The following is a 26,149-nucleotide window of genomic DNA, read 5'->3' on the forward strand; positions in this document are numbered from 1 at the left end:
CCACAGTGGATCGACCGAGGGCAGGAGAAACCATGGGTACGTACGACGTCGCGGTGTTCGGGGCCTACGGGCACACCGGGCGGTTCGTGGTGGCGGAGTTGCGCGAACGCGGATTCGGTGTGCTGGCCGTGGGACGCGACGAGGCGAAACTGCGCGGCCTGCCTTTGCCCGATCTCGACGTCCGGCAGGCGTCGGTCGACGACCCGGCTTCGCTCGACCGCGCGTTCGCGGGCGCGGACGCGGTGATCAACGCCGCCGGGCCGTTCGCCGACACTGCCGCTCCGGTGATCGAAGCGGCGCTGCGGGCGGGCGTCCCGTACCTCGACGTGGCCGCGGAGCTCGAAGCGAACATCGACACTTTCGCTCAGTTCGGCGAGCGCGCCGCGGGAGCGACGGTGATCCCGGCGATGGCGTTCTTCGGCGGCCTCGGCGATCTGATGGTCACCGCCGCGATGGGGGACTGGACGTCCGCCGACGAAGCACACGTCGCCTACGGGCTGAGCAGCTGGTACCCGACGGAAGGGACCCGCGCGGCGGGCAAGGTCTCGCGGGAGCGGCGCGACGGAAAGCGGATCCGCTTCGCGCGCGGCCGGATCGAACACCGTGACGACGCGCTGCCGGAGCTGGACTGGGACTTCCCCGCACCGTTCGGGACCCGCGCCGTGCTCGGCGAGTTCACGATGGCCGACGTCGTCACCGTCCCCAGTCACCTCGACATTCCCGAAGTGACCACGTACATGACCGTGAACGCGGCCCGCGAGGTCGTGACACCCGAGACCCCCGCGCCTCCCGCCGACGGCCCGTCCTCGCAGGAGTTCGTGGTCGACGTCGTGGTGCGATCCGGCGGCGAAGAACGGCGGATCGTCGCGCGGGGGCAGGATATCTACGCGATCACGGCTCCGCTGGTGGTGGAGGCCGTCCAGCGAGTGCTCGACGGCCGGACCAAGGCGACCGGGGTCGTTTCGGCGGGCGAGGTCTTCGACGCGGCCGACTTCCTGGCGGCCCTGGCGCCGCGGATCACCGTCACGGGGTGACACCGGCCCGCCAGCCCGGATGCGGCAGCCTGGCGGGCGGAACATCCCCGGGCCGGTACTCGAAATGCCACCATTCGTTGTCGTAGATCCGGTAGAGCGCGAAGCGGGCGCCGTGGTCCTCCAGCCACTGCGCTCCTTCGCGCGGCCGGACGTCCAGCGCGGTACCGCCGACGTGTGCGGAATCCTGCGGCGGCAGGACACGCTTGCCGCCGCGGGCGGTCTCAGCGAGGTACAGCCGATGCTGTTCGGCGGCGTCCCGATGCCCCGAGGTGACGCCGAGGAGCGTGCGGTGCCGCCAGAACGCCTCGGTCCTGGCGGCGGTGAACGCGGCGAGCGTCCCGGCGGTGAGCCCGGCGAGGTTTTCGGCGGGGAACCGCAGTGACAGCGCCCAGCCGCAGGCGATCCGCCGGGCCTGGCCGGGGCACCGCAGCCACGCCGGGATCAGCAGCAGTATCGCGAGGACGCGGGTGATCGCCGCGAGCACGAGTTCTTTCATGCCGTCGACCTTCGCCGACGCCTGTGCGAACCCGATCGCGGCGACGTGCGCGGACGCCGACGAAAATGTCACCGTTCCGCACGGAGGACGTCGTGACGCAACGATGACATTCCGTGGACGTTCCGCGGAAACGGGACGGGCACCATGGCGTGTCATGGACGAGCGGATTCCGTCCGGCGCTGCGATAGTCGTCGGCATGCCCAGGGTGCTGCTCATCGAGGACGATCAAGCCGTGCGTGACGGGCTCAGCATGGCGCTGGGCGGCCGTGGCCACGCGGTCGACGCGGTGGCCACCGGCGAGGAAGGCCTCGCCCGGCTCGCGTCCCGGCCGCCGGACATCGTCGTACTGGACCTGATGCTGCCCGGACTGGACGGGTTCGAGGTCTGCCGCCGGATCCGGGCGGCGGGGGATCTGCCGATCATCATGCTCACCGCGCGCAACGAGGACATCGACGTGGTGGCCGGCCTCGCCGCCGGCGCGGACGACTACGTGGTCAAACCCGCCAGGGCCCAGGTGCTGGAGGCACGGATCCGCGCGGTGCTGCGCCGCAGCGGGCAACCCGCGCCGTCGGTGCCCACGCCTGCCGAGATCGAGCGGCACGGCGACCTCGGCATCGACCGGGCCGGGCTGACCGTGACCAAGGGGGACAAGCCCGTCGCCCTCGCCCCGACCGAACTGAGGCTCCTGCTCGAACTCACCCAGGTCCCCGGCCGGGTGCTCAGCCGTCAGTACCTGCTGGAAAGCGTGTGGGAGCACGGATACTTCGGCGACTCGCGCGTCGTGGACGCATGCGTGCAGCGGCTGCGCGCGAAGATCGAGGACGACTCGTCCGCGCCGGTGTACGTGCAGACGGTCCGCGGGTTCGGCTACCGCTTCGGGCCACTGTGAAGCTCGGTGGCCTGCGCACCCGGCTGCTCCTGGCGTTCAGCCTGCTGGTCGTGATCACCGCGGCGACGGTCGCCGGCGGCGCCTACGTCCAGTCCCGCACCGTGATCCTCAAGCAGGCGCAGGACGCCACGGCCCGCGTCCTGGTCGACAAGGCCACCGCGCTGTTCCCGCTCGGCCCGCTGCCGCCGGGCGAGGGGACGCTGAGCCGGATCAGCGGCGAGCTGTCCGACCGCGACCTGAGCTCCCTGGTCCTGTACGAGGACAAGGCGAGCGGGAGCGAGCAGATGCGGTCGCTGATCTCGCCCGAGCTTCGCGAGCGGGTCCGGTCGGGAAACGTCGCCTGGCAGCGAGTCGACTCGCGGGGCGCACCGATGCTGGTGGTGGGCACCAGGTTCACCGTCGTGCTCCCCGGTGGGCAGCAACGGGATTCGGGCATCGAGGCCTACGTCGCGCGCAGCATGGCGCCGGAGGCGAAGAGCATCGACGAACTCGCCACCCGGGCCTGGCTGATCGGCGGGGTGGCGCTCGTCTTCGCGATCGGGCTGGCGTTGCTGGCCGCCCGCGGTGTGCTGCGGCCGGTGCGGGAACTCGGCGACGCGGCGCGGCGGCTGGGTGAGGGTGATCTGCGGGCGCGGATCAGCGTCCGCGGTTCGGACGAGCTGGCCGGGGTGGCGCGCACGTTCAACGAGACAGCCGAATCGCTGGAGCGGCACGTCGGCGAGCTGGAGCGGATGGAATCCGACGCGCGGCGGTTCGTCGCCGACGTCTCCCACGAACTGCGCACCCCGCTCGCCGCGATGACCGCGGTCGCGGACGTGCTGGAGCAGGAGGCGTCGAAGCTGCCGGGGGACGCCGGTCGCGCGGCGAAGATGAGCATCGAGGAGACGCACAACCTGACGCGGCTGGTGAACGACCTCATCGAGGTCTCCCGCTTCGACGCCGGGGCGGCCGCGCTGGCGCGGGAGGAAGTCGATGTCGCCGAGGTGGTCACGGCGAGCCTGCGTATCCGGGGCTGGACGGGCGAGGTGGAGAAGGACCTGCCCGCCGGGATCTTCGCCGAGTGGGATCCGAGGCGGGTGGACGTCATCGTGGCGAATCTGGTCGGGAACGCGTTGCGGCACGGGGAAAAGCCGGTCTCGCTCCGGCTTACCGAAGCGGGGGAGCAGATCACGCTGGAGGTCTCGGATCGCGGGCCCGGGCTGGCGCCCGAGGTGCTCCCGCACGTGTTCGACCGGTTCTACAAGGCGGATTCGGCCAGGGCGAGGTCCGGCGGCAGCGGACTCGGGCTGGCGATCGCCTGGGAGAACGCCCGGCTGCACGGCGGTGACTTGAGCGCGGCCAACGGCGTCGACGGCGGCGCGGTTTTCACGCTGCGCCTGCCCCGGCTGGGAGTGACGGCATGAGGAAGAACTGGATTTCGATGTTCCTGATAGCCGCCGTGGTCGCGGGCTGCGGCGTCCGGCCCAGCGCCGTGATCTCCGGGGCGCCCGCGCCGTCGGGGCCCGCCAACGGCGCGGTGCTCTACTTCCTGTCCGGCGGGCAACCGGTCCGCGTGTTGCGCCCGCTGGCGCAGGAACTGCCGCCGGCGAGCCCCGTCGATCTGCTCGCCGCCGGACCGGACGAAAGCGAGCGGGAACGGCAGTACACCACGGAAGTCCCGCCCGGCACCGCGGTCCTGGACCAGACGCCGGCGCCGAACGGGGTCACGGTGACCCTCTCGGTCGGCGTCGCCGGGTTGTCGGCGCGCGCGGTGGACCAGATCGTGTGCACCGCGCGGGATTCGCTCGGCGGGAGCGCGCAGATCACGTTGCGGGGTGAGGGAACCGTGCGTGGTCCGCTGTCGTGTCCCTTGCCCGGCTAGTGGGTCACCGTGGTCGTGAGTGGCGTTTCGGGTTAGAACACGAAACGCCACTCACGACCACGGTGACCCACTCGGTTCTGGGGCAGCACACATGGATGGCACATACCACGGCATTTTTACCCGCACGGTCCGCACCGGAAGTGTCCCGGATCACCGGTGTCGGTCCCTCGCTTTGTCCGGATCCGACCGCTAGCTTAGGCAAGGCTAAGCAAATGAGACGGGGGTGGTTGTGGCGTGGAAGGGATCGAGGGCAAGGTCGCACTCGTCACCGGAGGCGCGCGCGGGATCGGGGCGGCCGTCGTGGACGGGCTCGCCCGGGCGGGTGCGACCGTGGCGTCGATGGACCTGGCCGAAAGCGCTTCCAGGGACGGAGTGACCTCGTTCGTCGCGGACGTCGGGGATCCCGTGGCCGTCGCGCGGGTCGTCGACGAGGTCGAACGCGAACTCGGGCCGATCGGGATCGGCGCCTCCGTCGCGGGTGTACTGAAGCCGGGATCCGTCCGCGACACGAGCGACGAAGACTGGGCGGCGACCTTCGCGGTCAACTCCACCGGTGTCTTCACCGTGCTCCGCGAGATCTCTCGCCGGATGGCGCCCCGTCGGAGCGGTGTGCTGGTGACCGTCGGTTCGAACGCGGCGGGAGTCCCGCGCAGCGGGATGGCCGCGTACGCCGCCTCGAAGGCGGCCGCGACGATGCTGACCCGCTGTCTCGGGCTCGAACTCGCCGGTTCCGGCATCCGCTGCAACATCGTCTCTCCCGGCTCGACCGACACCGACATGCAACGTCTACTGTGGACGGACGAGAACGGCGCGGACCGTGTCATCGCGGGGAATCCGGAGCAATATCGTGTCGGCATACCACTGGGCCGGATAGCCGAGCCCGCCGATATCGCCGATGCCGTCCTGTTTTTGGTCTCCGATCGCGCGCGGCATATCACGATGCAGAACCTGTACGTCGACGGCGGGGCCACGCTCCGTGCGTGATCTCGATGACGCAACGAAGACTTTTCGGGTCCGTACGATTAGGTTAGGCTAACCAAAAAGTCGTGGTCGGCGCTTGCGTACTGGGGTGTCACCAGCGCCTGTTCGGTCAGTAGTATTCGCGAAAGGGAATCCAGTCGTGTCCTCACCTGCACCGGCTCGGCCAAGGCCGGTCCACCAGGCGGCCGATCTGCTGGCGGCGTACCTGCCGGGATCGTTCTACTACTCGTCCGCTCGCGGATCGCTGCTCGCCGACGGCGTGTATTCCCCGGTCCACGCGGTGCCGGGCAAACGCGCCCGTGCCGCCGCCGAAGTCCTCGACGCCGCCCTCGTGGCGGGAGTGACCGAACCGGTGGTGGCCGGGGCCATCGGCTTCCGGCCTGACGCGCCGAGCAGCCTGGTGGTCCCCGCCGTGGTGCGCCGGGCCGGACCACCGATGGCGAGTGGTCCGGTCGCCCCGCTCGGCGGCGGGGACTGGTCGGTCTCGCCGCGGCCCGCGCCGGAGGTCTACACCACCGCCGTCGCCAAGGCGCTGGACGAGATCCGCGACGGTGACCTGCGCAAGATCGTGCTGGCCCGCTGCCTCGACGTCACCGGTGGAGACCCCATCGCCGTGCCGCGGCTGCTGGCCCGTCTCGTCCACGCGGACCCGGCGGCCCACGCCTTCGCGGTCGACGTCAGCGCACCGGGGGATCCCGCACCGCGCACCCTGGTCGGCGCGAGCCCGGAGCTGCTGGTCTCCCGCCGCGGCCGGGTGGTGACGGCGAACCCGCTGGCCGGATCGCGGCCGCGGGTGGCCGACGACGCCGAAAACGCCCGCCGCGTCGAGGATCTGCTGGCGTCCGAAAAGGACCGTGCCGAACACGCCCACGTCGCCGCGCAGGTGGCCGAGGTGCTGGGCCGGTTCTGCGACGACCTCGACGTCGCGGGCGAACCGGAGGTGATCGGCACCCCCACGATGTGGCATCTGTCGACCAGGATCAGCGGACGGCTCGCCGACCCGGGCGACGCCGGTTCGTCCGCACTCGGGCTGGCGGAAGCACTGCATCCGACACCCGCCGTCTGCGGCGTCCCGACCGCGCTCGCCCGCGACACCATCGCCGCGCTCGAACCCGAGGATCGCGGCTATTACGCGGGTCTCGTCGGCTGGACCGACCAGGACGGGGACGGCGAATGGGTCGTCACCATCCGCTGCGCCGAGGTCCGCGACCGCACCGTGCGGCTCTTCGCCGGCGCGGGCGTGGTGGCGGGTTCCGACCCGGCGGCCGAACTCGCCGAGACCGGCGCGAAGTTCGGCACCATGCTGCGGGCGCTCGGCCTGGAGGGGGCGGTATGAATCCCGATCACGTGCCTTGGCCGCCCGAAACCGCCGCGCGCTACCGGGCTTCGGGATACTGGCGCGGCCAGACCTTCGGCAAACTGCTGACCAGCCTCGCCGAGGCGTACGCCGAGCGCCCCGCCGTGATCGGCGAGAACGCTCGCTGGACCTTCGCCGAACTCGACGAGCGGGCGCACCGGCTCGCGGCCGGGTTCGCCGGTGCCGGGATCCACCCGGGCGACCGGGTCGTCGTGCAGCTGCCGAACGTGCCGGAGTTCGCGTCCGTCGTGTTCGGACTGTGGCGGGCGGGCGCGCTGCCGGTGTTCGCGCTGCCCGCGCACCGCGCCAGCGAGCTGCGGCACTTCGCCGGGCAGAGCGAGGCCGCGGCGATCCTGACCGTCGGCGAGCACGAACGGTTCGACCACGCCGCCATGGCACGCGCGGTCGCGGCCGAAATCCCATCGGTGCGCAACGTCTTCGTCGTCGGCACGGAGGAGTTCGCCGTGCTCGAAGCGGCGACCCCGCGTGCCCTGCCCGATCCGGATCCCGCCGGGGTCGCGTTCCTCCAGCTGTCCGGCGGCAGCACCGGACTGCCCAAGCTGATCCCGCGCACGCATGACGACTACCTCTACAGCGTCCGGGAGAGCGCGCGGATCTGTGGCCTGCGCCCGGAAAGCGTGTACCTGGCCGCGTTGCCGGTGGCGCACAACTTCCCGCTCAGCTCGCCGGGTCTGCTCGGCGCGCTGCACGCGGGCGCGGCCACGGTGTTCGCGCCGCGTCCCGACGCCGACACCGCGTTCCGGCTGATCGAGGCCGAGGGTGTGACGATCACCGGGCTCGTGCCGCCGCTGGCCGCCGCGTGGGCGCAGGCGGCCGGGCGGACCACCCGTGATCTGTCCTCTTTGGACGTCCTGCTGGTCGGCGGCGCCAAATGCGCGCGCGAGCTTGCCGAGAAGATCGGGCCCGCGCTGGGCTGCCGTCTGCAGCAGGTGTTCGGCATGGCCGAGGGACTGGTCTGCTACACCCGGCTCGACGATCCGGACGAGTACGTCCTCGCGACACAGGGGCGGCCGATCTCGCCGGACGACGAGGTCCGCGTCGTGAACCCGGACGACCCTCTGTCCACTTCGGACGATGTGGTCGCGCCGGGCGAGGTCGGCGCGCTGCTGACCCGTGGCCCGTACACGATCCGCGGCTACTACCGCGCCGCCGAGCACAACAAGACCGCGTTCACCGAGGACGGCTTCTACCGCACCGGGGATCTCGTGCGGCAGCACCCGTCGGGACACCTCGAAGTCGTCGGCCGGGCCAAGGAACAGATCAACCGCGGTGGGGAAAAGGTGGCCGCGGAAGAGGTCGAGAACCACCTGATGGCCCATCCCGGCGTGCTCGACGCCGCCGTCGTCGCGGTGCCGGACCCGTACCTGGGCGAGCGCACCTGCGCCTACGTCGTGCCCGCGGCCGGTGCCGAGCCGGCCGCGGCGGAGCTGCGCCGGTTCGTCCGCGAGCGCGGGGTCGCGGCGTTCAAGGTGCCCGATCTGGTCCAGATCGTGCCGGAGTTCCCGGTGACCGGGGTCGGCAAGACCAGCAAACGCGAGCTGCGGGCGGCACTGGCCGCCCTGGCGAAGGAGAAGTGAACGTGTCACTGCCCAAGATCGAGCCGTACGCCCTGCCGACGGAGGCCGAGCTGCCCGCCGGCCGGGTCGGCTGGAAGCCCGACTCCGCGCGCGCCGCGCTGCTGGTGCACGACGCGCAGCGGTACTTCCTCGCGCCGTACGCGGGATCCCCGGTGCCGGAGATGGTCGCGAACATCGCCGCGCTGGCCGACGCCGCCCGCGCCGCGGGTGTCCCGGTGTTCTACACCGCGCAGCCCGGTCATCAGGCCGCCGAGGATCGTGGACTGCTCACCGAGTTCTGGGGCGACGGTATCGGCGCGGTCATCGACGAAGACCCCGCCGCCGCAGATGTGGTGCCCGAGCTCGCCCCGAAGCCGGGGGACAAGGTGTTGACGAAGTGGCGCTACAGCGCGTTCCAGCGCAGCACGTTCACCGAGCAGCTCGCCGAAGCGGGCCGGGACCAGCTGTTGATCACCGGTGTCTACGCGCATATCGGCTGCCAGGCCACCGCGGTCGAGGCCTTCATGCGCGACATCCAGCCGTTCCTCGTCGGTGACGCGGTCGCGGACTTCTCCCGCGAGCGCCACGACCAGGCCTGCGAGTACGTCGCCCAGCGTTGCGGCGCGTTGACCACCACGGCCGCCGCGCTCGCCGCGCTGGCCCCGATCCACGCCGGAGCGCGCTCATGAGCCTCACCGTCGAAAAGATCCACGCCGACGTCGCCGAGCTGCTCGGCTGCGATCCGGCCGAGCTGAAGCCGGAGACCGATCTCACCGACCTCGGACTCGACTCGATGCGGATCATGGGCCTCGTCGAGCAGTGGCGCACCGAAGGCGCCGACACCCTGGAGTTCGCCGACCTCGCCGAACAACCGACCCTCGGCCACTGGACGCAGGTCCTCACCGGGAGCACCGCGTGAGCCGCGCCGACCATCGCCACCGGCACCTCGAACGCATCGCCGAGGTGCGCGGGGGAGCGCACGCGGAGAAGGTCCCGTACCCGATCCGGGTCCGGCAGGCCGAGGTCGTGCGCACCGAGATGATCGGTTCCGGACTGCTCCGCGTCACCCTCGGCGGGCCGGGAACCGCGGGTTTCGAGGCGCATTCGCCCGATGAGCACGTGAAGGTCCTGTTCCCCGAGCTGGATCCCGAGCCGAAGCTACCGGTCCAGGACGGCGACATGCTGCGCTGGCCCAAGCCCTCTCCGACGTCGCGCGAGTACACGGTCCGCCGGTACGACCCGGCTTCCGGGGAACTCGACCTCGACGTCGCACTGCACGAAGGCGGCCTCGGTTCCGGCTGGGCCGAGAAGGTCACTCCCGGCACCCCGGTGCACGTCGCCGGTCCGCCCGGCGGGCTGATCGTGCCGCACACCTACGACCGCTACCTGCTCGCCGGTGATCTCACCGCGCTGCCCGCGATCGCGCGCTGGCTCGAAGAGCTGCCGCGCACCGCCGCGGGCTGGGCGTTCATCGAGGTCGCCGACGCGAGCGAGGAGATCGAGCTGTCCGCGCCCGAAGACGTCGAGGTGCATTGGCTGCACCGGGGCGACGTCGCGCCGGGCGCCTCGGACATGCTCGCGCGCGCGGTCATGACGATCGAGGTCCCCGCCGGTGAACGGCTCTACGCCTGGGTCGCCGGTGAAGCCGGGCAGATCAAGCCGTTGCGCCGCTGGCTCAAGAACGACCTCGGGCTCGGCAAGGACGACCACGACGTGACCGGCTACTGGAAACGCGGCGTCGCGGACTTCGACGACGAGCACGACCACTGATCCCCACTCATCGAAGAACGAGGAAATCCATGCGCACCACCAGAACCCGCCGTCTCGCCGGAGCGCTCGCGCTCGCTTTGACGGTCGTGACCGCGGCCACCGCCTGTGGCTCCGGCGACGCCGGGCAGGCGGACGGCGGTCCGACCCGGGTGTTCGCCGCCGACAACGGCCAGATCACCATCCCGGTCTCGCCGAAGCGGGTCATCGCCACCGGTTACGCCGTGCCCGCCCTTCTCGAAGCGGGCGCGCCGCTGGTCGGGGTGTCCAGCTGGAAGCGCGGCATCCCGCTGTTCAACGAGCAGGAGCGCAAGAAGTACGACGAGCTGGCGAAGGTCGCGGGCGAATCGGCGGCGGAGACGAACTACGAGGCGATCGCGCAGGCGGATCCGGACCTGATCGTCATCGGCGTGCCGAAGCCGGTGCTCGCCGACATCGACATCAAGCGGCTCGAAGCGATCGCGCCGGTCGTGGCGATCGGCCCGTCGGTGCCGTCGATGTGGCGAGAGCTGTCCCGCAAGCAGGCAGACGCCGCCGGCGCCATCGCCGGGTTCGACGCGCTCAAGACCGCGTACGACACCAAGGCCAAGGGACTGGCCGAGAAGTACAAGGCCGTGCTGCCGCAGCTGAAGCTGGGCCACGTCGGTGCCTACGGCGAGGTCGCCAAGGGCAACTTCCAGCGTGAGTTCAACGGTTCCTGGGGCACCAACATCGCGCAGGACGTCGGCGCCACCTACTACGGCCAGGTCAAGGTCAAGGGCGGCGGCTCCAAGGACGTCAGCGAGTACCCGTCGATCGAAGAGCTGCCGACCGCGTTCGCGGAGGCCGACGCGATCACCTACTCGGTCGCCGCCGACGGTTCCGTGCCCGCGCCGGTCAAGTACGTCCTCGACTCGCCGTTGTGGAAGGAACTCCCCGCGGTGAAGGCGGGCAAGGTCTACCCGTTCCGCTACACCGAGGCCGCCACCTACCGGGCCGCGACGTCCACTTTGGACGCCGTCGACCAGGCGTTCGCGCCGCTGCTGAAGAAGTGACCACCACCGGGCGGTCCGCGCTGCTCGGCGCCGCACTGCTCGGGCTCGTCGTGGTCGCCGTGCTGAGCGTCGGAATCGGCGCGCACGCCATCGCCCCCGGCGAGGTCGTGCGCGCCCTGCTGGGCGACGGGAATCCGAGTGACCGGGCCGTGGTCCTGGACATCCGGATGCCGAGGGCGGTGCTGGCGATCGGCGTCGGCGCGGCGCTCGCCGTCGGCGGTGTGCTCGTGCAGGCCTTGTCCCGCAACGCCTTGGCCGAACCCGGCGTGCTCGGCGTGACCGCCGGGGCCGGGTTCGCCATCGCGGTGGGGTCCTCGTTCGGGCTCGCCGCGTCGGCGCCCGTGGAGCTGGGCTTGGCGGTGGTGGGCGCGCTCGGCGCTTCGGCGCTGGTGTACGCGGTCGGTAGCAAGTCGCCGCTGCGGCTGGTGCTCGCCGGTACCGCGTTGAGCGCCGTGCTGCTGGGGCTCACCCTCGGCCTGCGGCTGCTGTTCCCCGACACCTTCGACGTCTACCGGTTCTGGTCGGTGGGTTCCCTGGCGGGCCGTGAACAGGCGCCGACCACGGTCCCGCTGATCATCATCGGCCTGTCCCTGCTGGGCGCGTTCGCGGTGAGCCGCCAGCTGAACGCGATCGCGCTCGGCGAGACGGTCGCGCACACGCTCGGCGCGAACGTCGCCAGGGTCCGGACGATCACCCTGCTGCTGATCACGCTGATGGCGGGCGCGGCGACCGCGCTGGCCGGGCCGATCCTGTTCGTCGGGCTGATCGTGCCGCATCTGGCCCGGCGGGTGGCCGGCGCGTCGATCCCGTGGCTGATCGCGTTCGCCGCACTGCTCGGCCCGGTCCTGATGCTGGCCGCGGACGTCGGCTCCCGGATCCTGCTGCCGACCGGCGAGGTCCCGGTCGCGATCGTGACCGCGTTCCTCGGTGGCCCCGTCCTGATTTGGGCCGTGCGCAAATACGGGGCGGCGCCGCTATGAGCACACTCGTCCTGCGGCGCGGGAGGTTCTCCGCCCGGATCGAACGCCGCACCCTCGTCTTCCTCGTGGCGATGCTCGTGGTCATCGCCGGCCTGACGCTGCTCGGGCTCTGTTACGGCGCGGCGTGGGCGAGTCCCGCCCGCGTGTTCGCCGCGCTCACCGGTTCCGGCGGCGGCCCCGGCGTGGTCATCCGCGAATGGCGGCTCCCACGGGTGATGGCGGGGCTGGTGTTCGGCGCCGCGCTCGGCCTGGCGGGCGCGATCTTCCAGAACATCACCCGAAACCCGCTCGGCAGCCCGGACGTGATCGGCCTCGACGCGGGCGCGTACACCGGCGCGCTGTTCGCGATCACGGTGCTTTCGGGGACGTCCACGCAGTTGACCGTCGGTTCGGTGCTCGGCGGCGTGCTCACGGCGGCGATCGTGTACGCGCTGTCACTCGGCGGCGGGCTGTCCGGGCTGCGGCTGATCGTCATCGGCATCGCGATCAACGCGATGTTGACGGCGCTCAACTCGTGGATCGTGCTGCGCGCCGAACTCGAGATCGCGATCGCGGCCGTCGGCTGGAACGCCGGTTCCCTCAACGGGATCGGCTGGGACGACGTGGCGATCCCGTTCGGTGTGCTCGCGGTGCTGTTCGTCGTGCTGTTCACCAGGGCGCCGGCATTGCACCAGGCCGCGCTCGGCGGCGCGCTGGCGGTCACCACCGGCGTCCGCTGGGACCGGCTGCGGCTGGCGCTCGTGCTGATCGGGGTCGGCTGCACGGCCACGGTCACCGCCGTCGCCGGTCCGATCGCGTTCATCGCGCTGGCGGCCCCGCAGATCGGGCGGCGGCTGGCCCGCACGCCCGGGATTTCCCTGCTGCCCGCCGCCCTCACCGGCGCCGTGCTGCTGACCAGCGCCGACCTGGCCGCCCAGATGCTGCTCGCGCCGGAAGCGCTGCCGGTCGGTGTGATCAGCACCGTGATCGGCGGCGGCTACCTGATCTGGCTGCTCACCAAGGAGGTGCGGCGCACATGAGTGCCCGCTTGACCGCCCGGGATCTGACCCTGCGCTACGGCGACCGGGTCGTGTCGACCCGGCTGAGCCTCGACGTGCCCGACCGCGCGTTCACCGCCGTCGTCGGACCGAACGCGTGTGGCAAGTCGACGTTGTTGCGCGCGTTCGTCCGGCTGCTGCGCCCGTCGGACGGCGAAGTCCTGCTCGACGGTAAGGACGTCGGTTCCTTCCCCGGCAAGGGATTGGCGCGGGAACTCGGGTTCCTGCCGCAGGATCCGGTGGCACCCGAGGACGTCCGCGTCCGGCAGCTGGTCGCGCGCGGCCGGTTCCCGCACCAGTCGCTGTTCGCGTCGTGGTCCGAAGAGGACGAACGCGCGGTGATCGAGGCGATGACCGCGGCCGGGGTGGCGGGGCTGGCCGACCGGCCGGTGCAGGAACTTTCGGGCGGGCAGCGTCAGCGCGTGTGGGTGGCTCTGGTGCTGGCGCAGAAGACGCCGTACCTGCTGCTCGACGAGCCGACGTCGTTCCTCGACATCGCGCACCAGTACCAGCTGCTGAGCCTGCTGGCGCGCCTGCGCGACGAAGGCCGCACGGTGATCGCCGTCCTGCACGACATCAACCAGGCGTGCCGCTACGCCGACCACCTCGTCGCGCTGCGGGACGGCCGGATCGTCGCCGAAGGAGCGCCCGCCGACATCGTCGACGCCGAGCTGATGAAGGAGGTCTTCGATCTCCCCAGCGTCGTCGTGCCCGACCCGGTGACCGGAACCCCGATGGTGGTGCCCACATGCTGAACCTGACCGGTGCCCAGCTGGGTATCTGGACCGCGCAACGCCTCGAACCCGACTCGCCCTACTACGTCGTCGGTGACGTGATCGAGATCGCCGGCGAAAAGCCGGTCGACGTCGCCGCGCTGACCGAGGCGATCCGGGCGACCGCCGAAGAGGCGGACAGCCTGCGGTTGCGGGTCTTCGAGACGCCGGACGGGCCACGTCAGGTGGTGTCGGACGACGAGATGCCGCTGCCGGAGATCGTGGATCTGCGCGGTGAGGCCGATCCGGTGGCCGCCGCGCACACGCGGGTGGACGCCGAACGCCGCCGCGTCGCCGAGGCTTGCCGCGGCATGGTCGAGCGGCCGTTGTTCGCCCACCTCGTGCTGCGGCTGTCCGACTCGCAAGTGTGGTTCACCCAGCTCGGGCACCACCTGGTGTTCGACGGTTACACCGCGGCGATGCTCGCCCGCCGGACCGCCGCCCGCTACACCGCTTCGGTCCAGGGCAAGGAAGTGCCGCCCTCGACGTTCGCCCGGTTCGCCGATCTCGTTGAGGCCGACCAGGCCTACCGCGAGAGCGAGCGGTTCGCCCAGGACCGCGAGTACTGGCGGGAGCGGTTCACGCCCTTGCCGGAGCTCGACGACGCCGGAGGCGCGTCGGGTCCGCCCGAGCACACCGTGACCGCACGCGCGGTCCTGCCCGCTACGGACGTGGCCCGATTGCGCGAGCTGGGAAAACGTGCCGGGACGACCTGGGGCGACGCGCTGATCGCCTGCTACGCCGCCTTCCTGCACCGCGTGCTCGGCTGGACCGACGTCGTGTTCGCGATGCCGCTGATGTGCCGCGAGGGGGCGGCGCTGCGGACTCCGGCGATGGCGGTCAACGTGCTGCCGCTGCGGGTCGGCGTGCTGCCGCAGGACACCGGAACCGAGCTGACCGCACGGGTCGCGGGCGCGCTGAAGGAGATGCGCACGCATCAGCGATATCGCGGTGAGGACCTGCCCCAGGATCTCGCGGTGCCCGGCGCCGGAGCACTGCTGCACGGGCGGGGTATCAACCTCAAGGCGTTCGACCTGAAGCTCGACTTCGCGGGCTCGCACGGCACGATGCGCAACGTCGCGGGCGGACCGCCGGAGGACATGGGCCTGTCCGTGCTGCCGACCTCCGACGGTGGGCTGCTGCTCGGTTTCGAGGTCGACGCGCGGACCCACGACCAGGCCGCCGTCGACGCCAAGCTGACCGCGTTGCGCTGCCTGATCACCGCCTTGACCGAACCGGACGGCCCGGCCATCGCCGCCGCCGACCTGGTGCCGCCGGGGGAGCGGGACACGCTCCTCGAAGCGTGGTCGACACCCGCGCCTGACGCCGAACTCCTTGGCGTAACTGAACTTCTCGACCGCCTCGATCCCGAACAGACCGCCCTGGTCTTCGGTGAAGAACGGCTGACCGCGGGCGAACTCGTCACGCGCGTCCACCGTCTCGCCCGCGCCTTGCGCGCACGCGGTGCCGGGACCGACGACGTCGTCGCGCTGGCCCTGCCGCGGTCCGCGGATCTCGTCGTCGCCCTGCTGGCGGTGCTCGACGCCGGGGCCGGCTTCCTGCCGCTGGATCTCGCCCATCCCGTCGAACGGCTGCGGGAACTCGTCGCCGAAGCCGGCGCGGTGCTCACCGTGACCCACGACCCGGAAATCGTGCCTGGCCCCCAGCTGGTGCTCGGCGAGACCGATCTGTCCACACTGGACTCCTCGCCGCTGGACATTCCCCGCCATCCGGAACATCTCGCGTACGTCATCTTCACCTCCGGCTCCACCGGCCGCCCCAAGGGCGTGCTGGGCCGGGTCGGCGGGCTCGCGACGCTGCTGCGCCACCACCGCGCGACCACGGTCGCCGAGACCGAACGCGCCGCGGGCAGGCGGCTGCGCGTCGCGCACACCTACTCGTTCGCCTTCGACTCCGCGCTCGACCAGCTGATGTGGCTGCTGTTCGGGCACGAACTCCACGTCTACGGCACCGACGTCGCCCGGGACGCCGACGAACTCCTCGCTGCGTTCGCCCGCGACCGGATCGACGTCGTCGACACCACGCCGTCGATGGCCGCGCCGCTCGTCGACGCCGGACTGCTCGACGGCCCGCACCCGCCCGTATTGCTCGTCCTCGGCGGCGAGGCGACTCCGCCCGCGCTCTGGCGCAAGGTCGCGGAGTCGGGTGTCCGCGCCCGCAACATGTACGGCCCGACCGAGGCCACTGTGGACGGTGCCGGATCCTGGCTGGACGACGGCGAGCCGACGATCGGCACCGCGGTGCCGGGGACGGCGGTCCGGGTGCTCGACGCCGCGCTGCGTCCCGCGCCGGTGGGAACACCGGGTGAGCTGTACCTCGCGGGCCCGCATCTCGCGCGCGGCTATCTCGGACGCCCCGGCGCGACGGCCGAACGGTTCGTCGCCGACCCGTTCGGCGCGCCCGGCGACCGGATGTACCGCACCGGCGACCTGGCCCGCTGGGTGCCTGGCCGCGGTCTGGAGTATCTGGGCCGCCGCGACGGCCAGGTGAAGGTGCGCGGTCACCGTGTCGAACTCGGCGAGGTCGAGGCCGCGCTGGCCGCCGTTCCCGGAGTGCGGGCGGCCGCCGCCGCGGTGCGCGGGCCACGGCTCGTCGGCTACGTCGTCGGCGAGGTCGTCCCGGACGACGTCCGTGCGGAGCTCGCCGCGCGCGTGCCGGAGCATCTCGTGCCAGCCGCGGTCGTCGTTCTCGACGCACTTCCGTTGACCTCCAATGGAAAGATCGATCGTCCCGCGCTGCCCGCCCCGCGCGCGGCGGCCGGAAGGACCGCCGCCACCGAACGCGAACGGCTGCTGTGCGCGACCATCGCCGAGGTGATCGGCGTCGAAGAAGTCGCGGTCGACGACGACTTCTTCGCGCTGGGAGGCGACAGCATCACCGCGATCAGCGTCAGCAGCAGGCTGCGCGCGCACGGCCTCGACCTGCGCCCACGTGACCTGCTCGCCCGCCGCAGCTTCGAGGCGCTGGCCGCGGCGAGCGCGGAGATCGGCGCCCCGGCCGCTCCGCCGGACGAGCCAGTCGGCGTGGTGCCCGCGCCGCCGATCGTCCGTGCCCTGCTCGACCCGCATCCGGACGTCGCGACGATCGCCGGGTACACGCAGTGGACCGCGCTCCGGCTCGACGAGGATCTTCCGCCCACCCTGCTGATCGAGGGCGTCCAAACGCTCCTGGACCACCACGACGTCCTCCGTCTGCGTTTAGAGGACGAAATGCGGGTCCGGGAACGCGGCACGGTGAAGGCGTCGGACGTCGTGGTCGAGACGACCGGTCAACCGGCCGAGGTCGCGGCGGAACTCGCGGAGTCCCTTGATCTCCGGATCGGGGTACTCAAGGTCGCGTTGCTTCCCGACCACCTCGTCATCGTCGTTCACCACTTGGCGATCGACGGGGTTTCGTGGCGGGTGCTCCTGCCGGATCTGCGCGCCGCGTGCGCCGGTGAGCCGCTCGAACCGGTCGGCACCTCCTGGCGGCGGCACGCGCTTCTCCTTGCCGAACAAGGCACTTCGGGTGCCAGGCGCGGTGAACTCGGCCACTGGCGCGCCGCGCTCGACGGTCCGCGCCTCGGCCACCGTCCGCTCGACCGGACCGCCGACACGGTCGCGACCGCGCGGCGTTCGGTCACCCTCGCCACCCCGGAGCAGACCGACGCGGTGCTCACCGCGTTGCCCGCGGCTTACCGCGCCGGACCGGACGACGTGCTGCTCGCCGCGCTCGTGCTCGCCCTCCGCTCGTGGCGTGGCGCGCCGGTCGAGGCCGAAACCGTGTCCATCGAAGGACACGGCCGGGACCAAGACGGCCTGGACCTCTCGCGCACCGTCGGCTGGTTCACCGCCGAGTATCCGTTGCGCGTTCCCTCTGGCGTAGCGGAGGCCGGAAGGCTGCTGCGAGCCGCCAAGGAGGCCAAACGCGCGGTCCCGGACAACGGCGTCGGCTTCGGCGTCCTGCGGTATCTCGACCCGCTGACCATGGACGAACTCGCCGCCGTCCCGCCGCCGGACGTCGTCCTGAACTACCTCGGTCGCTTCGCGGCACTGCCGGGCACCGGCTGGCGGCTGCCGGAGGAAGACCCGTTCGCGGTCACCGAACCGGACGACAAGTCACTGGAACAAGTGCTGGCGCTGAACTGCTTCGTCCGCGAGGACGGCCGTCCCCGGCTCGCCGTCGAGTGGACCGCGGCGGGCGAGGTCCTGCCGCCGGAAAGCGTCGAGGCGCTCCAGGAAGCGTGGTCACTCGCCCTCGAGGAGTTGACCGCGCACGCCACTTGGATCGGACCGGACGGCGGCGGTCTCACGCCGTCGGATCTGCCGCTGGTCGGCCTCGACCAGGCCGACATCGACGCACTCGAAAGCCTCGGCCGCGTCGAGGACGTCCTGCCCGCGACCCCGTTGCAGACAGGGCTTTCGTTCCACACCCTGGCACGCGGTACCGAGGACACCGACGTCTACGTGGTGCAGGCCGTCACGCTGCTCAGCGGCGCGCTCGACGCGGACCGCATGCGCGAAGCCGCGAAGGAGGTCCTGCGGCGGCATCCCGCGCTGCGTGTCCACCTGCACACCACCGATGCGGGCGAGGTCGTCCAGGTGGTCCCCGCCGAAGTCACGCTGGACTGGCGGTTCGCGCAGGTCTCACCTGAGCAGGTCGAGGCCGAGTGCCGCGCCGAACTGGCCCGGCCCTTCGATCCGGCGACCCCGCCGTTGATCCGGTTCCTGCTGCTGACCCTCGGCCCGGACGAGCACCGCCTGGTGCTCACGAATCACCACGCGTTGCTCGACGGCTGGTCGATGCCGCTGGTCGGCCGCACCCTGCTGGCGACCTACGCCGAACTCGGCGGCGGCCCGGTGGCCCCGGTCGCGCCCCCGCTTTCGGAGTACCACCGCGTGCTCGGCGAACGCGACCCGGACGCGGCACTGGAGGCGTGGCGCGAGGCGCTGGCCGGGCTCGACGAGGGCACACGGCTCGCCCCGGCGAGTATCGAGTCCACTGTGGACCGCCCGGAACGCGTCACCGTGGAACTGGGTGGGGAGTTCAGCGAACGGCTGCGCGCCTTCGCCCGCGAACGCGGGATCACCCCGACGACGGTGTTCCAGACCGCCTGGGGAGTGCTGCTCGCCAGGCTGACCGGCCGGCGTGACGTGGTCTTCGGCTGCCCGGTCTCCGGCCGCCCGGCCGACGTCCCCGGCGTCGAGCGCATGATCGGCCAGCTCGGCAGCACGATTCCGGTGCGCGTGCGCTTCGACGCCGCCGACACGGCGGCCACCGTGCTCGAACGTGTGCACACCGAAAGCGTCCGGCTCACCGATCACCATCACGCCGGGCTGCCGGACATCCAGCGCGCGGCCGGCGTCGGCGACCTGTTCGACACCATGCTGGTGATGGAGAACTTCCCGCTCTCCAGCCGCGCCCGCACCACGCTGGCCCCCGGTCTCGACCTCGTCGGCGTCGACATCACCGACGCCACGCACTACCCGCTCACGGTGATCGTGCTGCCCGGCGACGAGTTCACCGTCGGCCTCGGCTACCAGCCCCAGGCGTTCACCCGCGAGGAGGCCCAGGCCTACGGCCGCTGGCTGCGCGCGGTGCTGCACGAGATCGTCGCCGATCCGGCGCGCCCGGTCTCCCGGCTGCGCGCGCTCGACGCCGAGGAAGAACGCGCGATGCTGCGCCTCGGCGAAGGCCCGGAACCCAACCGCGAACGCGGCGGCATGCTGGAGGAGTTCGGCCGCTGGGTCCGGGAGACCCCGGACGCCGAAGCCGTCGTGTGCCGGGACCGGAGCCTGACCTACGCCGAACTGGACCGCCGCGCCAACCGGCTCGCGAACACCCTGATCGACGCGGGAGTGAAACCGCAGGACCCGGTCGCGGTCCTGCTGCGCCGCGACGTCGACCTCGTGGTCGCGTTGTTCGGTGTCGTCAAGGCGGGCGCCGTGCACGTGCCGATGGACCCGGACTACCCGGCCGACCGGCTCGCGTACATGCTGGACGACATCGCGCCCGCCGCCGTCGTGTCCACTTCGGACGTCGACGGCCTGCCGGTGATCGACCCGGCTTCTCTGTCCACTGAGGACACCGATCCGGGCGTGTCCTTGTGTGCGGACGCGATCGCGTACGTCATCTACACCTCCGGCACGACGGGCAAGCCGAAGGGCGTGGCAGTACCGCATCGCGGCGTTCCGAGCCTGATCGCGCTGCAGGAGGACATCGTCGGGATCGGGACCGCCGAGCGGTACCTGCATTTCGCCTCGACCAGTTTCGACGTCGCGTTCTGGCAGTTCATGCTGCCGCTGCTGTCCGGCGGCACGTCGGTGATCGCGCCGGAGGAGGTGCGGACCTCCGGCGACGACCTGCTGGCCTACGCAGCCGAACACCGGATCACCGGGCTCAACCTGCTGCCCTCGTTCCTCTCCGCGATGCCCGACGACGCGACCGTCGACCCGGACGTGTTCTTCGTCGTCGGCGCCGAACGGCTCGACCCGGAACTGGCGCGGCGCTGGGGGAACCGGCGGGCGCTGTTCAACGCCTACGGCCCGACCGAGGTCACCATCAACTCGGTGACCTGGCACTACGACCCGGCCGACCCCGGGCCGCTCCCGATCGGCCGCCCGGACCCGGAGGTCCGCGCGTATGTGCTCGACGGCGGGCTGCTCCCGGTCGGGACGAACGTCACCGGCGAGCTGTACCTGGCCGGGCCGAAGCTCGCACAGGGCTACGTCGGCCGCGCCGCGCTGACCGCGGAACGGTTCGTCGCCGACCCGTTCGGGCCGCCGGGGGAGCGGATGTACCGCACCGGCGACCTGGTCCGCTGGCGCCCGGACGGGCAGATCGTGTTCCTCGGCCGCGCCGACCACCAGGTCAAACTGCGCGGATTCCGGATCGAGCTCGGTGAGATCGAGACCGCGCTGACCGCGCACGACGACGTGCGCGCCGCCGCGGTGATCGTCCGTGAAGACCGGCTGGTCGCTTATGTCGTCCCCGTGGACGGAGCCGAACCCGATCCGGCCGCACTGCGCGAGTACCTCGCCGCCGAACTGCCCGCGTACATGGTGCCGACCGCGTTCGTGCCCTTGGACCGGCTTCCGCTCGGACCGAGCGGCAAGCTGGACCGCGCCGCGCTGCCCGCGCCGGAAGCCCGCTCCGACGGCGGACGGGAACCCGCCACCCCGGCGGAAGCGGTGCTGCTTCGGGTGGTCCGCGAGCTGCTCGGTCCCGATATCGGCCTGGACGACGGCTTCTTGGACGCGGGCGGCGACAGCATCGCCTCACTGCGGGTCGTCTCCCGCGCCCGCCGCGAAGGGCTGCACCTGACCGCGCGCGACGTCCTCGAAGGCGGCACGGCCGCGGGGATCGCCGCGCGCTGTGGCGAACCCGAACAGGCCGAGGAAGCCCACGCTGTCGGCGACGCCCCGCTCACGCCGATCATGCGCGATCTGCTGCGGCGCGCGGGAAAGGCGGCCGACGGGTTCTGCCAGTGGGTCGAGATCTGCGTGCCGTCGGCGGACGACATTCCTCGCTGGACCGCGGTGCTCGACGCCGTTCTCGCCCGCCACGACGTCCTGCGCGCGCATCTGGTCGAGGACGCGCTTCGGGTTCCGGACGTCGGCGCCGTGACCGGTGCCGACGTGCTCACCGCGATCCGTGTGACCGGTGAGCCGCGCGCGGCGCTGGACACCCACGTCGAGCAGATCGTCGCGCGGATGGACCCGCGCACCGGACCGCTGGTGCGGGCGGTGCTGGCCGACGTTGGCGACCGTCCCGGACGCTTGCTGCTGGTGGCGCACCACCTCGTCGCCGATGCGGTGACCTGGCGCGTCCTGCTCGACGACGTCGAACAGGCCTTCCACGGCAAGACCCTGCACCGGCGCGGGCAGTCGTTCCTGGGCTGGGCGCGATCGCTGCGCGCCGCCGCTCCGCATCGAGAGGACGAAACGCGGTATTGGCACGGGATCACCACCGCGCCGGAGACCACGCTCGGCCGCACCCGGCTCGATCCGGCGCGCGACACCGTGGCGACCGCCCGGCATCACCGGCTCGACATCGGCGAGGACACCACCCACGCCGTGCTCACCGCGCTGCCCACGGCGTATCGCACCGGCCCGGACACCGTGCTGCTGACCGCGCTCGCCCGCGCCGTCGCCGCCTGGCGCGGGACCGGCGCCGATCTGGTCGTCGCCGTCGAGAGCCACGGACGTCCGGGACACACGCCGGACTTCACGGGCAAGGTCGATCTGGCGCAGACCGCCGGCTGGTTCACCGCCGTGCATCCGGCGCGGATCGCCCCGCCGCCCGGGCCGTTGCCGGACGCGCTGCGGGCGGTCCGTGATCACCTCCGGGCGGCAGGCGATGGCCTTGGCCACGGGATTCTCGAGGTCAAAGGCCCGCGGCCCGAGATCGCTTGGAACTATCTCGGCCGGTTTCCCGAGGCCCCGGCCGAGGAGACCCTGTGGCAGCGCCCGCCGGACGCCGAGCCGCTCGGTTCGGGTGGTGGCGCGGAGATGCCACTGCCGTACGCGCTGACGGTGAACGCGATGGTCCCCGACGGCGGCACTCTCGGGGTCCGCTTCACCTGGCCGTCCGCGCTGTTCACCGAAGACGAGATCGTCGTGCTGGGCGAGCACTTCCGGCGTGAGCTGGACGCTCTCGCCGCCGACGCGCCGGGGCCCGGCGAGATCATGCCGCTGACCCCGTTGCAGGAGGTGATCCTGCGCGAGTCCCGCGCGGCGGACGAGGATCCGTATCCGGTGCAGGCCGCGTTCACGCTGTCCGGTGACCTTGACGTCGAGGCCCTGCGGGCCGCGGCGGCGGCGCTGGTGCGACGGCAACCGAACCTGGGCGCGGTGTTCCCGGCGTCGCACGAGGTCCAGCTGATCCCCGCCGAGCCGCGGGCCGGATTCAGTGTCCGCGAAGTGTCCGATTTGGACACGGCCCTGGACGAGGAACTCGCGGAGCCGTTCGACCTGGCGCACGGTCCTTTGTGGCGGGTCACGGTGCTGCGGCACGGATCAGGCCGTCAGACCCTCGTGCTGACCAGTCACCATCTGCTGTCCGACGGCTGGTCGGCGCCGCGCATCCTCGGCGAGCTGTTCGCGCTGTACGCGGGCAAGCCGTTACCCGAGCCGGTGCCGCCGACCCGGTACACCCGCCTGCTCGCCGCGGCCGATCACTCGGCCGACGTCCGGGCCTGGCGCAGGGAACTCGACGGCCTGCCCGAAGGCGACCACCTGCCGCGTACCGGTGGGTCCGCCGAACCCGCTCTGTTCACTGTGGACAGTGCAGTGGTCGCTGAACTGACCAGGCTGGGTGCCTCACGCGGGCTGACCGTCAACACCCTGTTGCAGGGTGCGTGGGCGGCCGTCCTGGCGACGCACGCCGGACGACGGGACGTCACCTTCGGGGTGATGACCTCGAACCGGACGTCCGATGTGGACGGTGTCGAGGACATCATCGGCCTGCTGGCGAACAGTGTCCCGGTCCGTGCCAGGTTCACCGGAACGGTCGCCGAGGCGCTCGCCGACCTTCAATCGCGGCAGCAGGCGATGACCGCGCACCACCGGATGGGCCTGCCCGAACTCGCTTCGCTGGCCGGGCGCGAGCGCCTGTTCGACAGCCTGCTCGTGTTCGAGAACTACCCGGTGGACCCGGCGAAGTTGCGCGAACCCGCGCCCGGCCTGACAGTCACCGGGACGAGGTTCCGTGAACGCACGCATCACCCGGTGAGCGTCACCGTCGTCCCGGGCGAGCACGGGTGGGATGGCGTTCTGTACGCGAGGGAGGCCGACGCCCGGTCGCTGGCCGAGGACCTGGCCGGGTATCTCCGGAAGCTGCCGTCCTGGCTCGACGGCGACGCCGCCGGCTTCGTGGGGGAGCGGTGACCGCGCGCCCGATCGACGCCGCCCTGTGGCGCACGGCCGCCGTGCTGGTGCTCGGCACGTTCATGGCGACCCTGGACAGCACGATCGTGTCGGTCGGCGTCGACACCCTCGCCGACGAGTTCGGCGCGCCGGTCACCGGCGTCCAATGGGTGACGACGGCATATCTGCTGGCCGTGGTCACGGCGGTGCCGGCGTCGGGCTGGCTCGCCGACCGCTTCGGCGGACGGCGCGTCTGGCTCACCGCCGTCGTCGTGTTCCTGCTGGCGTCCCTGCTGTGCGCGCTGGCGCCGACGCTGCCCGCGCTCATCGCCTTCCGCGTCCTGCAAGGGCTCGCGGGCGGTCTGCTCCCGCCGACCGGCCAGGCGCTCCTGGCGCGGGCGGCGGGACCGGACCGGATCGGACGCGTGATCAGCGTCGTCGGTCTCGTACCGCTGCTGTCGCCGGTGCTCGGCCCGATGGCGAGCGGCACGATCCTCGCGGTCGCGGACTGGCCGTGGTTGTTCTACGTCAACCTCCCGGTGGGCGTGGTCGCGGTGATCCTGGCCCGGCGCTGGGTTCCGGCGAGCGAACCCGGTGGCAAGGGGGAGCGCTTCGATTTCCGGGGCGCGATGCTGCTTTCGCCGGGGCTCGCCGTCCTGGTCTTCGGGCTCACCTGGTTCGAGCAGGGAACGCCGATGGTCGCCGGGATCGCCGTCGCGCTCGGCGTCGTGATGCTCGCGGCGTTCGTCCGGCACGGTCTGCGCGCCGAAGCGCCCTTGCTGGATCCACGCCTGTTCACGCGTCCGCCGTTCGGGGTCGCCGCGCTGGCTCTGGTCCTGCTCGGCGCGTCGGTGTTCGGCACGATGTTCCTGCTCCCGCTCTACCTGCAGCGCGGCCCCGGACTGTCCGCTTGGGACACCGGGTTGCTGCTGGTGCCCCAAGGGATCGGCGCGGCGGCCGGTTCCGTACTGGTGAACCGCCTTGTCGACCGGATCTCGCCGCGCACCCTGGTGCTGAGCGGGATCGGGCTGGTCGCCCTCGGCACCGCGCCCTTCACCCAGCTCGGCCCGGGTCTTCCGGACTGGGTCATCGTAATTTCGTTGCTGCTGCGCGGTTTCGGCGCGGCGATGATCGGCGCGCCGGTGATGACGATCGTCTACCACCGGGTCGAACCCGCCCGGCTGCCCCGCGCCGCCGGGGCGCTGAACCTGCTCAACATGCTCGGCGGCTCGATCGGCACCGCGGTGCTGGCCGTGGTGCTGCAGGCCCGGCTGGCCGCCCGCGGCCCGGACGTCGCCGCGGCCTTCGCCGACGCCTTCTGGTGTGTTCTCGGCCTCGCCGTCGTGGCGGTGGCCGGTGCGACGCGGCTGCCCCGGGCCGCCCCCGACAAGAAGAGAGGTCATGCGAATGCTTGACCAGCTGCCCAGCCCGGCCGAGGTGGCCACGACCGGGTTCGTCCCGGAGGAGATCACCCGGCACCGGGAAACCGTCGCCGACGTCCTCGCCCGCCGGGACTCCCGGCTGCTCGTCGTCGTTGGCCCGTGTTCCGTGCACGACACCGACGGAGCGCTCGAGTACGCGAATCGGCTCGCGGAGGCGTCCCGCCGGCTCTCCGACGACCTCGTCGTGGTCCTGCGCGCCTACCTGGAGAAACCGCGGACGATCGCCGGCTGGACCGGGCTGGTGCCCGACCCCACCCTGGACGGCAAGGGCGATCTCGCGGCCGGTGTCCGCATCGGTCGGCGGTTCCTGGACGACGCCGCCGCGACCGGGCTGCCGCTCGCGTACGAGTTCGTCGACCCGTTCCTCGCGCCGTACTTCACGGACACCATCAGCTGGGGCGCGATCGGCGCGCGGACCGTCGCCAGCCAGCCGCACCGGCAGCTGGCGTCGTGGCTGCCGATGCCGGTGGGCATGAAGAACTGCGTGTCCGGACGGCTGGACACCGCCGTCGCCGCCGTCCGGGCGGCCGCGCTGCCGCACGTGTTCCCGGGCGCCGCCGCCGACGGGCGCCCCCGGATCCAGCGCAGCGCCGGGAACCCGGACGCGCACCTCGTCCTGCGCGGTGGGCCGAAACCCAACCATCACGCGCACGCCGTCGCGGACGCCCTCGACGCGCTGACTGCCGCCGGCCTGCCGCACCGGCTCGTCGTCGACGCCTCGCACGGCAACAGCGGCAAGGACCACAACCGGCAGCCCGTGGTCGTCGCCGACCTGGCGGACCAGATCTCGGCGGGCAACGACGCGCTGGCCGGGGTGATGATCGAGTCGTACCTCTCCGACGGCAGGCAGGACGTCGGTTCCGTGCCGCCCCGGCCCGACCTGAGCATCACCGACGCCTGCCTGGGCTGGGAGCGAACCGTCCCGCTGCTGGAGTCCCTCGCCTGTGCGAACGCCGTGCGGCGGCTGAGCAACCCGCGTAAGCGCCCCGTCCCCGAGCGTTGACCCAAACCCCGGGGGCGATCTCGCGTGATTGAAGGCGTAACTCGCGTGATCA

The 26,149-nt window shown here is 71.9% G+C and carries 18 protein-coding genes; 17 read left to right on the top strand and 1 reads right to left on the bottom strand.

The features are described 5' to 3' along the window. Window positions 1-32: 32 nt before the first annotated feature. Window positions 33-1,034: a saccharopine dehydrogenase family protein gene (locus tag ACZ1DY_RS20185; protein WP_465485355.1), complete on the top strand. Its 1,002-nt coding sequence runs from the start codon at window positions 33-35 to the stop codon at window positions 1,032-1,034. Here the strand turns inward: ACZ1DY_RS20185 and ACZ1DY_RS20190 are convergent. Beyond that, window positions 1,024-1,530, bottom strand: coding sequence for a M15 family metallopeptidase (locus ACZ1DY_RS20190; RefSeq protein WP_465485691.1), 507 nt, complete (start codon window positions 1,528-1,530; stop codon window positions 1,024-1,026). The two genes, ACZ1DY_RS20185 and ACZ1DY_RS20190, sit on opposite strands and share 11 nt — an antisense overlap. Window positions 1,531-1,684: 154 nt before the next feature. Here ACZ1DY_RS20190 and ACZ1DY_RS20195 point away from each other — a divergent pair, with 154 nt between their 5' ends. The 16 genes from ACZ1DY_RS20195 (at window position 1,685) to ACZ1DY_RS20270 (ending at window position 26,097) form a co-directional block, all read left to right on the top strand. Continuing rightward, window positions 1,685-2,419 carry a response regulator transcription factor gene (locus ACZ1DY_RS20195; RefSeq protein WP_306856030.1) on the top strand — a complete coding sequence of 245 codons (735 nt, stop codon included), beginning with the start codon at window positions 1,685-1,687 and terminating at the stop codon, window positions 2,417-2,419. Next, the gene (locus ACZ1DY_RS20200; RefSeq protein ID WP_465485356.1) at window positions 2,416-3,822 is read left to right on the top strand and encodes an ATP-binding protein; all 1,407 of its coding nucleotides are present in this window, start codon (window positions 2,416-2,418) and stop codon (window positions 3,820-3,822) included. The genes ACZ1DY_RS20195 and ACZ1DY_RS20200 overlap by 4 nt, the downstream gene beginning before the upstream one ends. Continuing rightward, on the top strand, window positions 3,819-4,280 hold the full coding sequence (locus ACZ1DY_RS20205; RefSeq protein ID WP_465485357.1) for a GerMN domain-containing protein: 462 nt from the start codon (window positions 3,819-3,821) through the stop codon (window positions 4,278-4,280). Before ACZ1DY_RS20200 ends, ACZ1DY_RS20205 begins: the two co-directional genes overlap by 4 nt. Window positions 4,281-4,514: 234 nt before the next feature. Next, window positions 4,515-5,264 carry a 2,3-dihydro-2,3-dihydroxybenzoate dehydrogenase gene (gene dhbA / locus ACZ1DY_RS20210; protein WP_465485358.1) on the top strand — a complete coding sequence of 250 codons (750 nt, stop codon included), beginning with the start codon at window positions 4,515-4,517 and terminating at the stop codon, window positions 5,262-5,264. 136 nt (window positions 5,265-5,400) lie between these two features. Then, the gene (locus ACZ1DY_RS20215; RefSeq protein ID WP_465485359.1) at window positions 5,401-6,597 is read left to right on the top strand and encodes an isochorismate synthase; all 1,197 of its coding nucleotides are present in this window, start codon (window positions 5,401-5,403) and stop codon (window positions 6,595-6,597) included. Then, window positions 6,594-8,216: a (2,3-dihydroxybenzoyl)adenylate synthase gene (locus ACZ1DY_RS20220; RefSeq protein WP_465485360.1), complete on the top strand. Its 1,623-nt coding sequence runs from the start codon at window positions 6,594-6,596 to the stop codon at window positions 8,214-8,216. Before ACZ1DY_RS20215 ends, ACZ1DY_RS20220 begins: the two co-directional genes overlap by 4 nt. Continuing rightward, window positions 8,213-8,884: an isochorismatase family protein gene (locus tag ACZ1DY_RS20225; RefSeq protein WP_126732218.1), complete on the top strand. Its 672-nt coding sequence runs from the start codon at window positions 8,213-8,215 to the stop codon at window positions 8,882-8,884. The genes ACZ1DY_RS20220 and ACZ1DY_RS20225 overlap by 4 nt, the downstream gene beginning before the upstream one ends. Next, window positions 8,881-9,114, top strand: coding sequence for a phosphopantetheine-binding protein (locus ACZ1DY_RS20230; protein ID WP_192744624.1), 234 nt, complete (start codon window positions 8,881-8,883; stop codon window positions 9,112-9,114). The genes ACZ1DY_RS20225 and ACZ1DY_RS20230 overlap by 4 nt, the downstream gene beginning before the upstream one ends. Next, complete coding sequence (locus ACZ1DY_RS20235; RefSeq protein WP_465485361.1) at window positions 9,111-9,965, top strand: siderophore-interacting protein; 855 nt, start codon at window positions 9,111-9,113, stop codon at window positions 9,963-9,965. Before ACZ1DY_RS20230 ends, ACZ1DY_RS20235 begins: the two co-directional genes overlap by 4 nt. 29 nt (window positions 9,966-9,994) lie before the next feature. Beyond that, on the top strand, window positions 9,995-10,996 hold the full coding sequence (locus ACZ1DY_RS20240) for an ABC transporter substrate-binding protein (protein WP_465485362.1): 1,002 nt from the start codon (window positions 9,995-9,997) through the stop codon (window positions 10,994-10,996). Continuing rightward, a complete protein-coding gene (locus tag ACZ1DY_RS20245) occupies window positions 10,993-11,976 on the top strand; it encodes a FecCD family ABC transporter permease (protein WP_465485363.1) in 984 nt (327 codons plus the stop codon). The genes ACZ1DY_RS20240 and ACZ1DY_RS20245 overlap by 4 nt, the downstream gene beginning before the upstream one ends. Continuing rightward, on the top strand, window positions 11,973-12,995 hold the full coding sequence (locus ACZ1DY_RS20250; RefSeq protein ID WP_465485364.1) for a FecCD family ABC transporter permease: 1,023 nt from the start codon (window positions 11,973-11,975) through the stop codon (window positions 12,993-12,995). Before ACZ1DY_RS20245 ends, ACZ1DY_RS20250 begins: the two co-directional genes overlap by 4 nt. After that, window positions 12,992-13,768 carry an ABC transporter ATP-binding protein gene (locus tag ACZ1DY_RS20255; protein WP_192744619.1) on the top strand — a complete coding sequence of 259 codons (777 nt, stop codon included), beginning with the start codon at window positions 12,992-12,994 and terminating at the stop codon, window positions 13,766-13,768. The genes ACZ1DY_RS20250 and ACZ1DY_RS20255 overlap by 4 nt, the downstream gene beginning before the upstream one ends. After that, the gene (locus ACZ1DY_RS20260; protein ID WP_465485365.1) at window positions 13,762-23,673 is read left to right on the top strand and encodes an amino acid adenylation domain-containing protein; all 9,912 of its coding nucleotides are present in this window, start codon (window positions 13,762-13,764) and stop codon (window positions 23,671-23,673) included. The genes ACZ1DY_RS20255 and ACZ1DY_RS20260 overlap by 7 nt, the downstream gene beginning before the upstream one ends. Next, window positions 23,670-25,067 (top strand): DHA2 family efflux MFS transporter permease subunit, encoded by a 1,398-nt coding sequence (locus ACZ1DY_RS20265; protein WP_465485366.1) that lies wholly within the window; start codon window positions 23,670-23,672, stop codon window positions 25,065-25,067. Before ACZ1DY_RS20260 ends, ACZ1DY_RS20265 begins: the two co-directional genes overlap by 4 nt. Beyond that, the gene (locus tag ACZ1DY_RS20270) at window positions 25,054-26,097 is read left to right on the top strand and encodes a 3-deoxy-7-phosphoheptulonate synthase (protein WP_465485367.1); all 1,044 of its coding nucleotides are present in this window, start codon (window positions 25,054-25,056) and stop codon (window positions 26,095-26,097) included. Before ACZ1DY_RS20265 ends, ACZ1DY_RS20270 begins: the two co-directional genes overlap by 14 nt. Window positions 26,098-26,149 lie beyond the last annotated feature (52 nt).

It is taken from the genome of Amycolatopsis sp. PSD-21 (genome assembly GCF_055561455.1).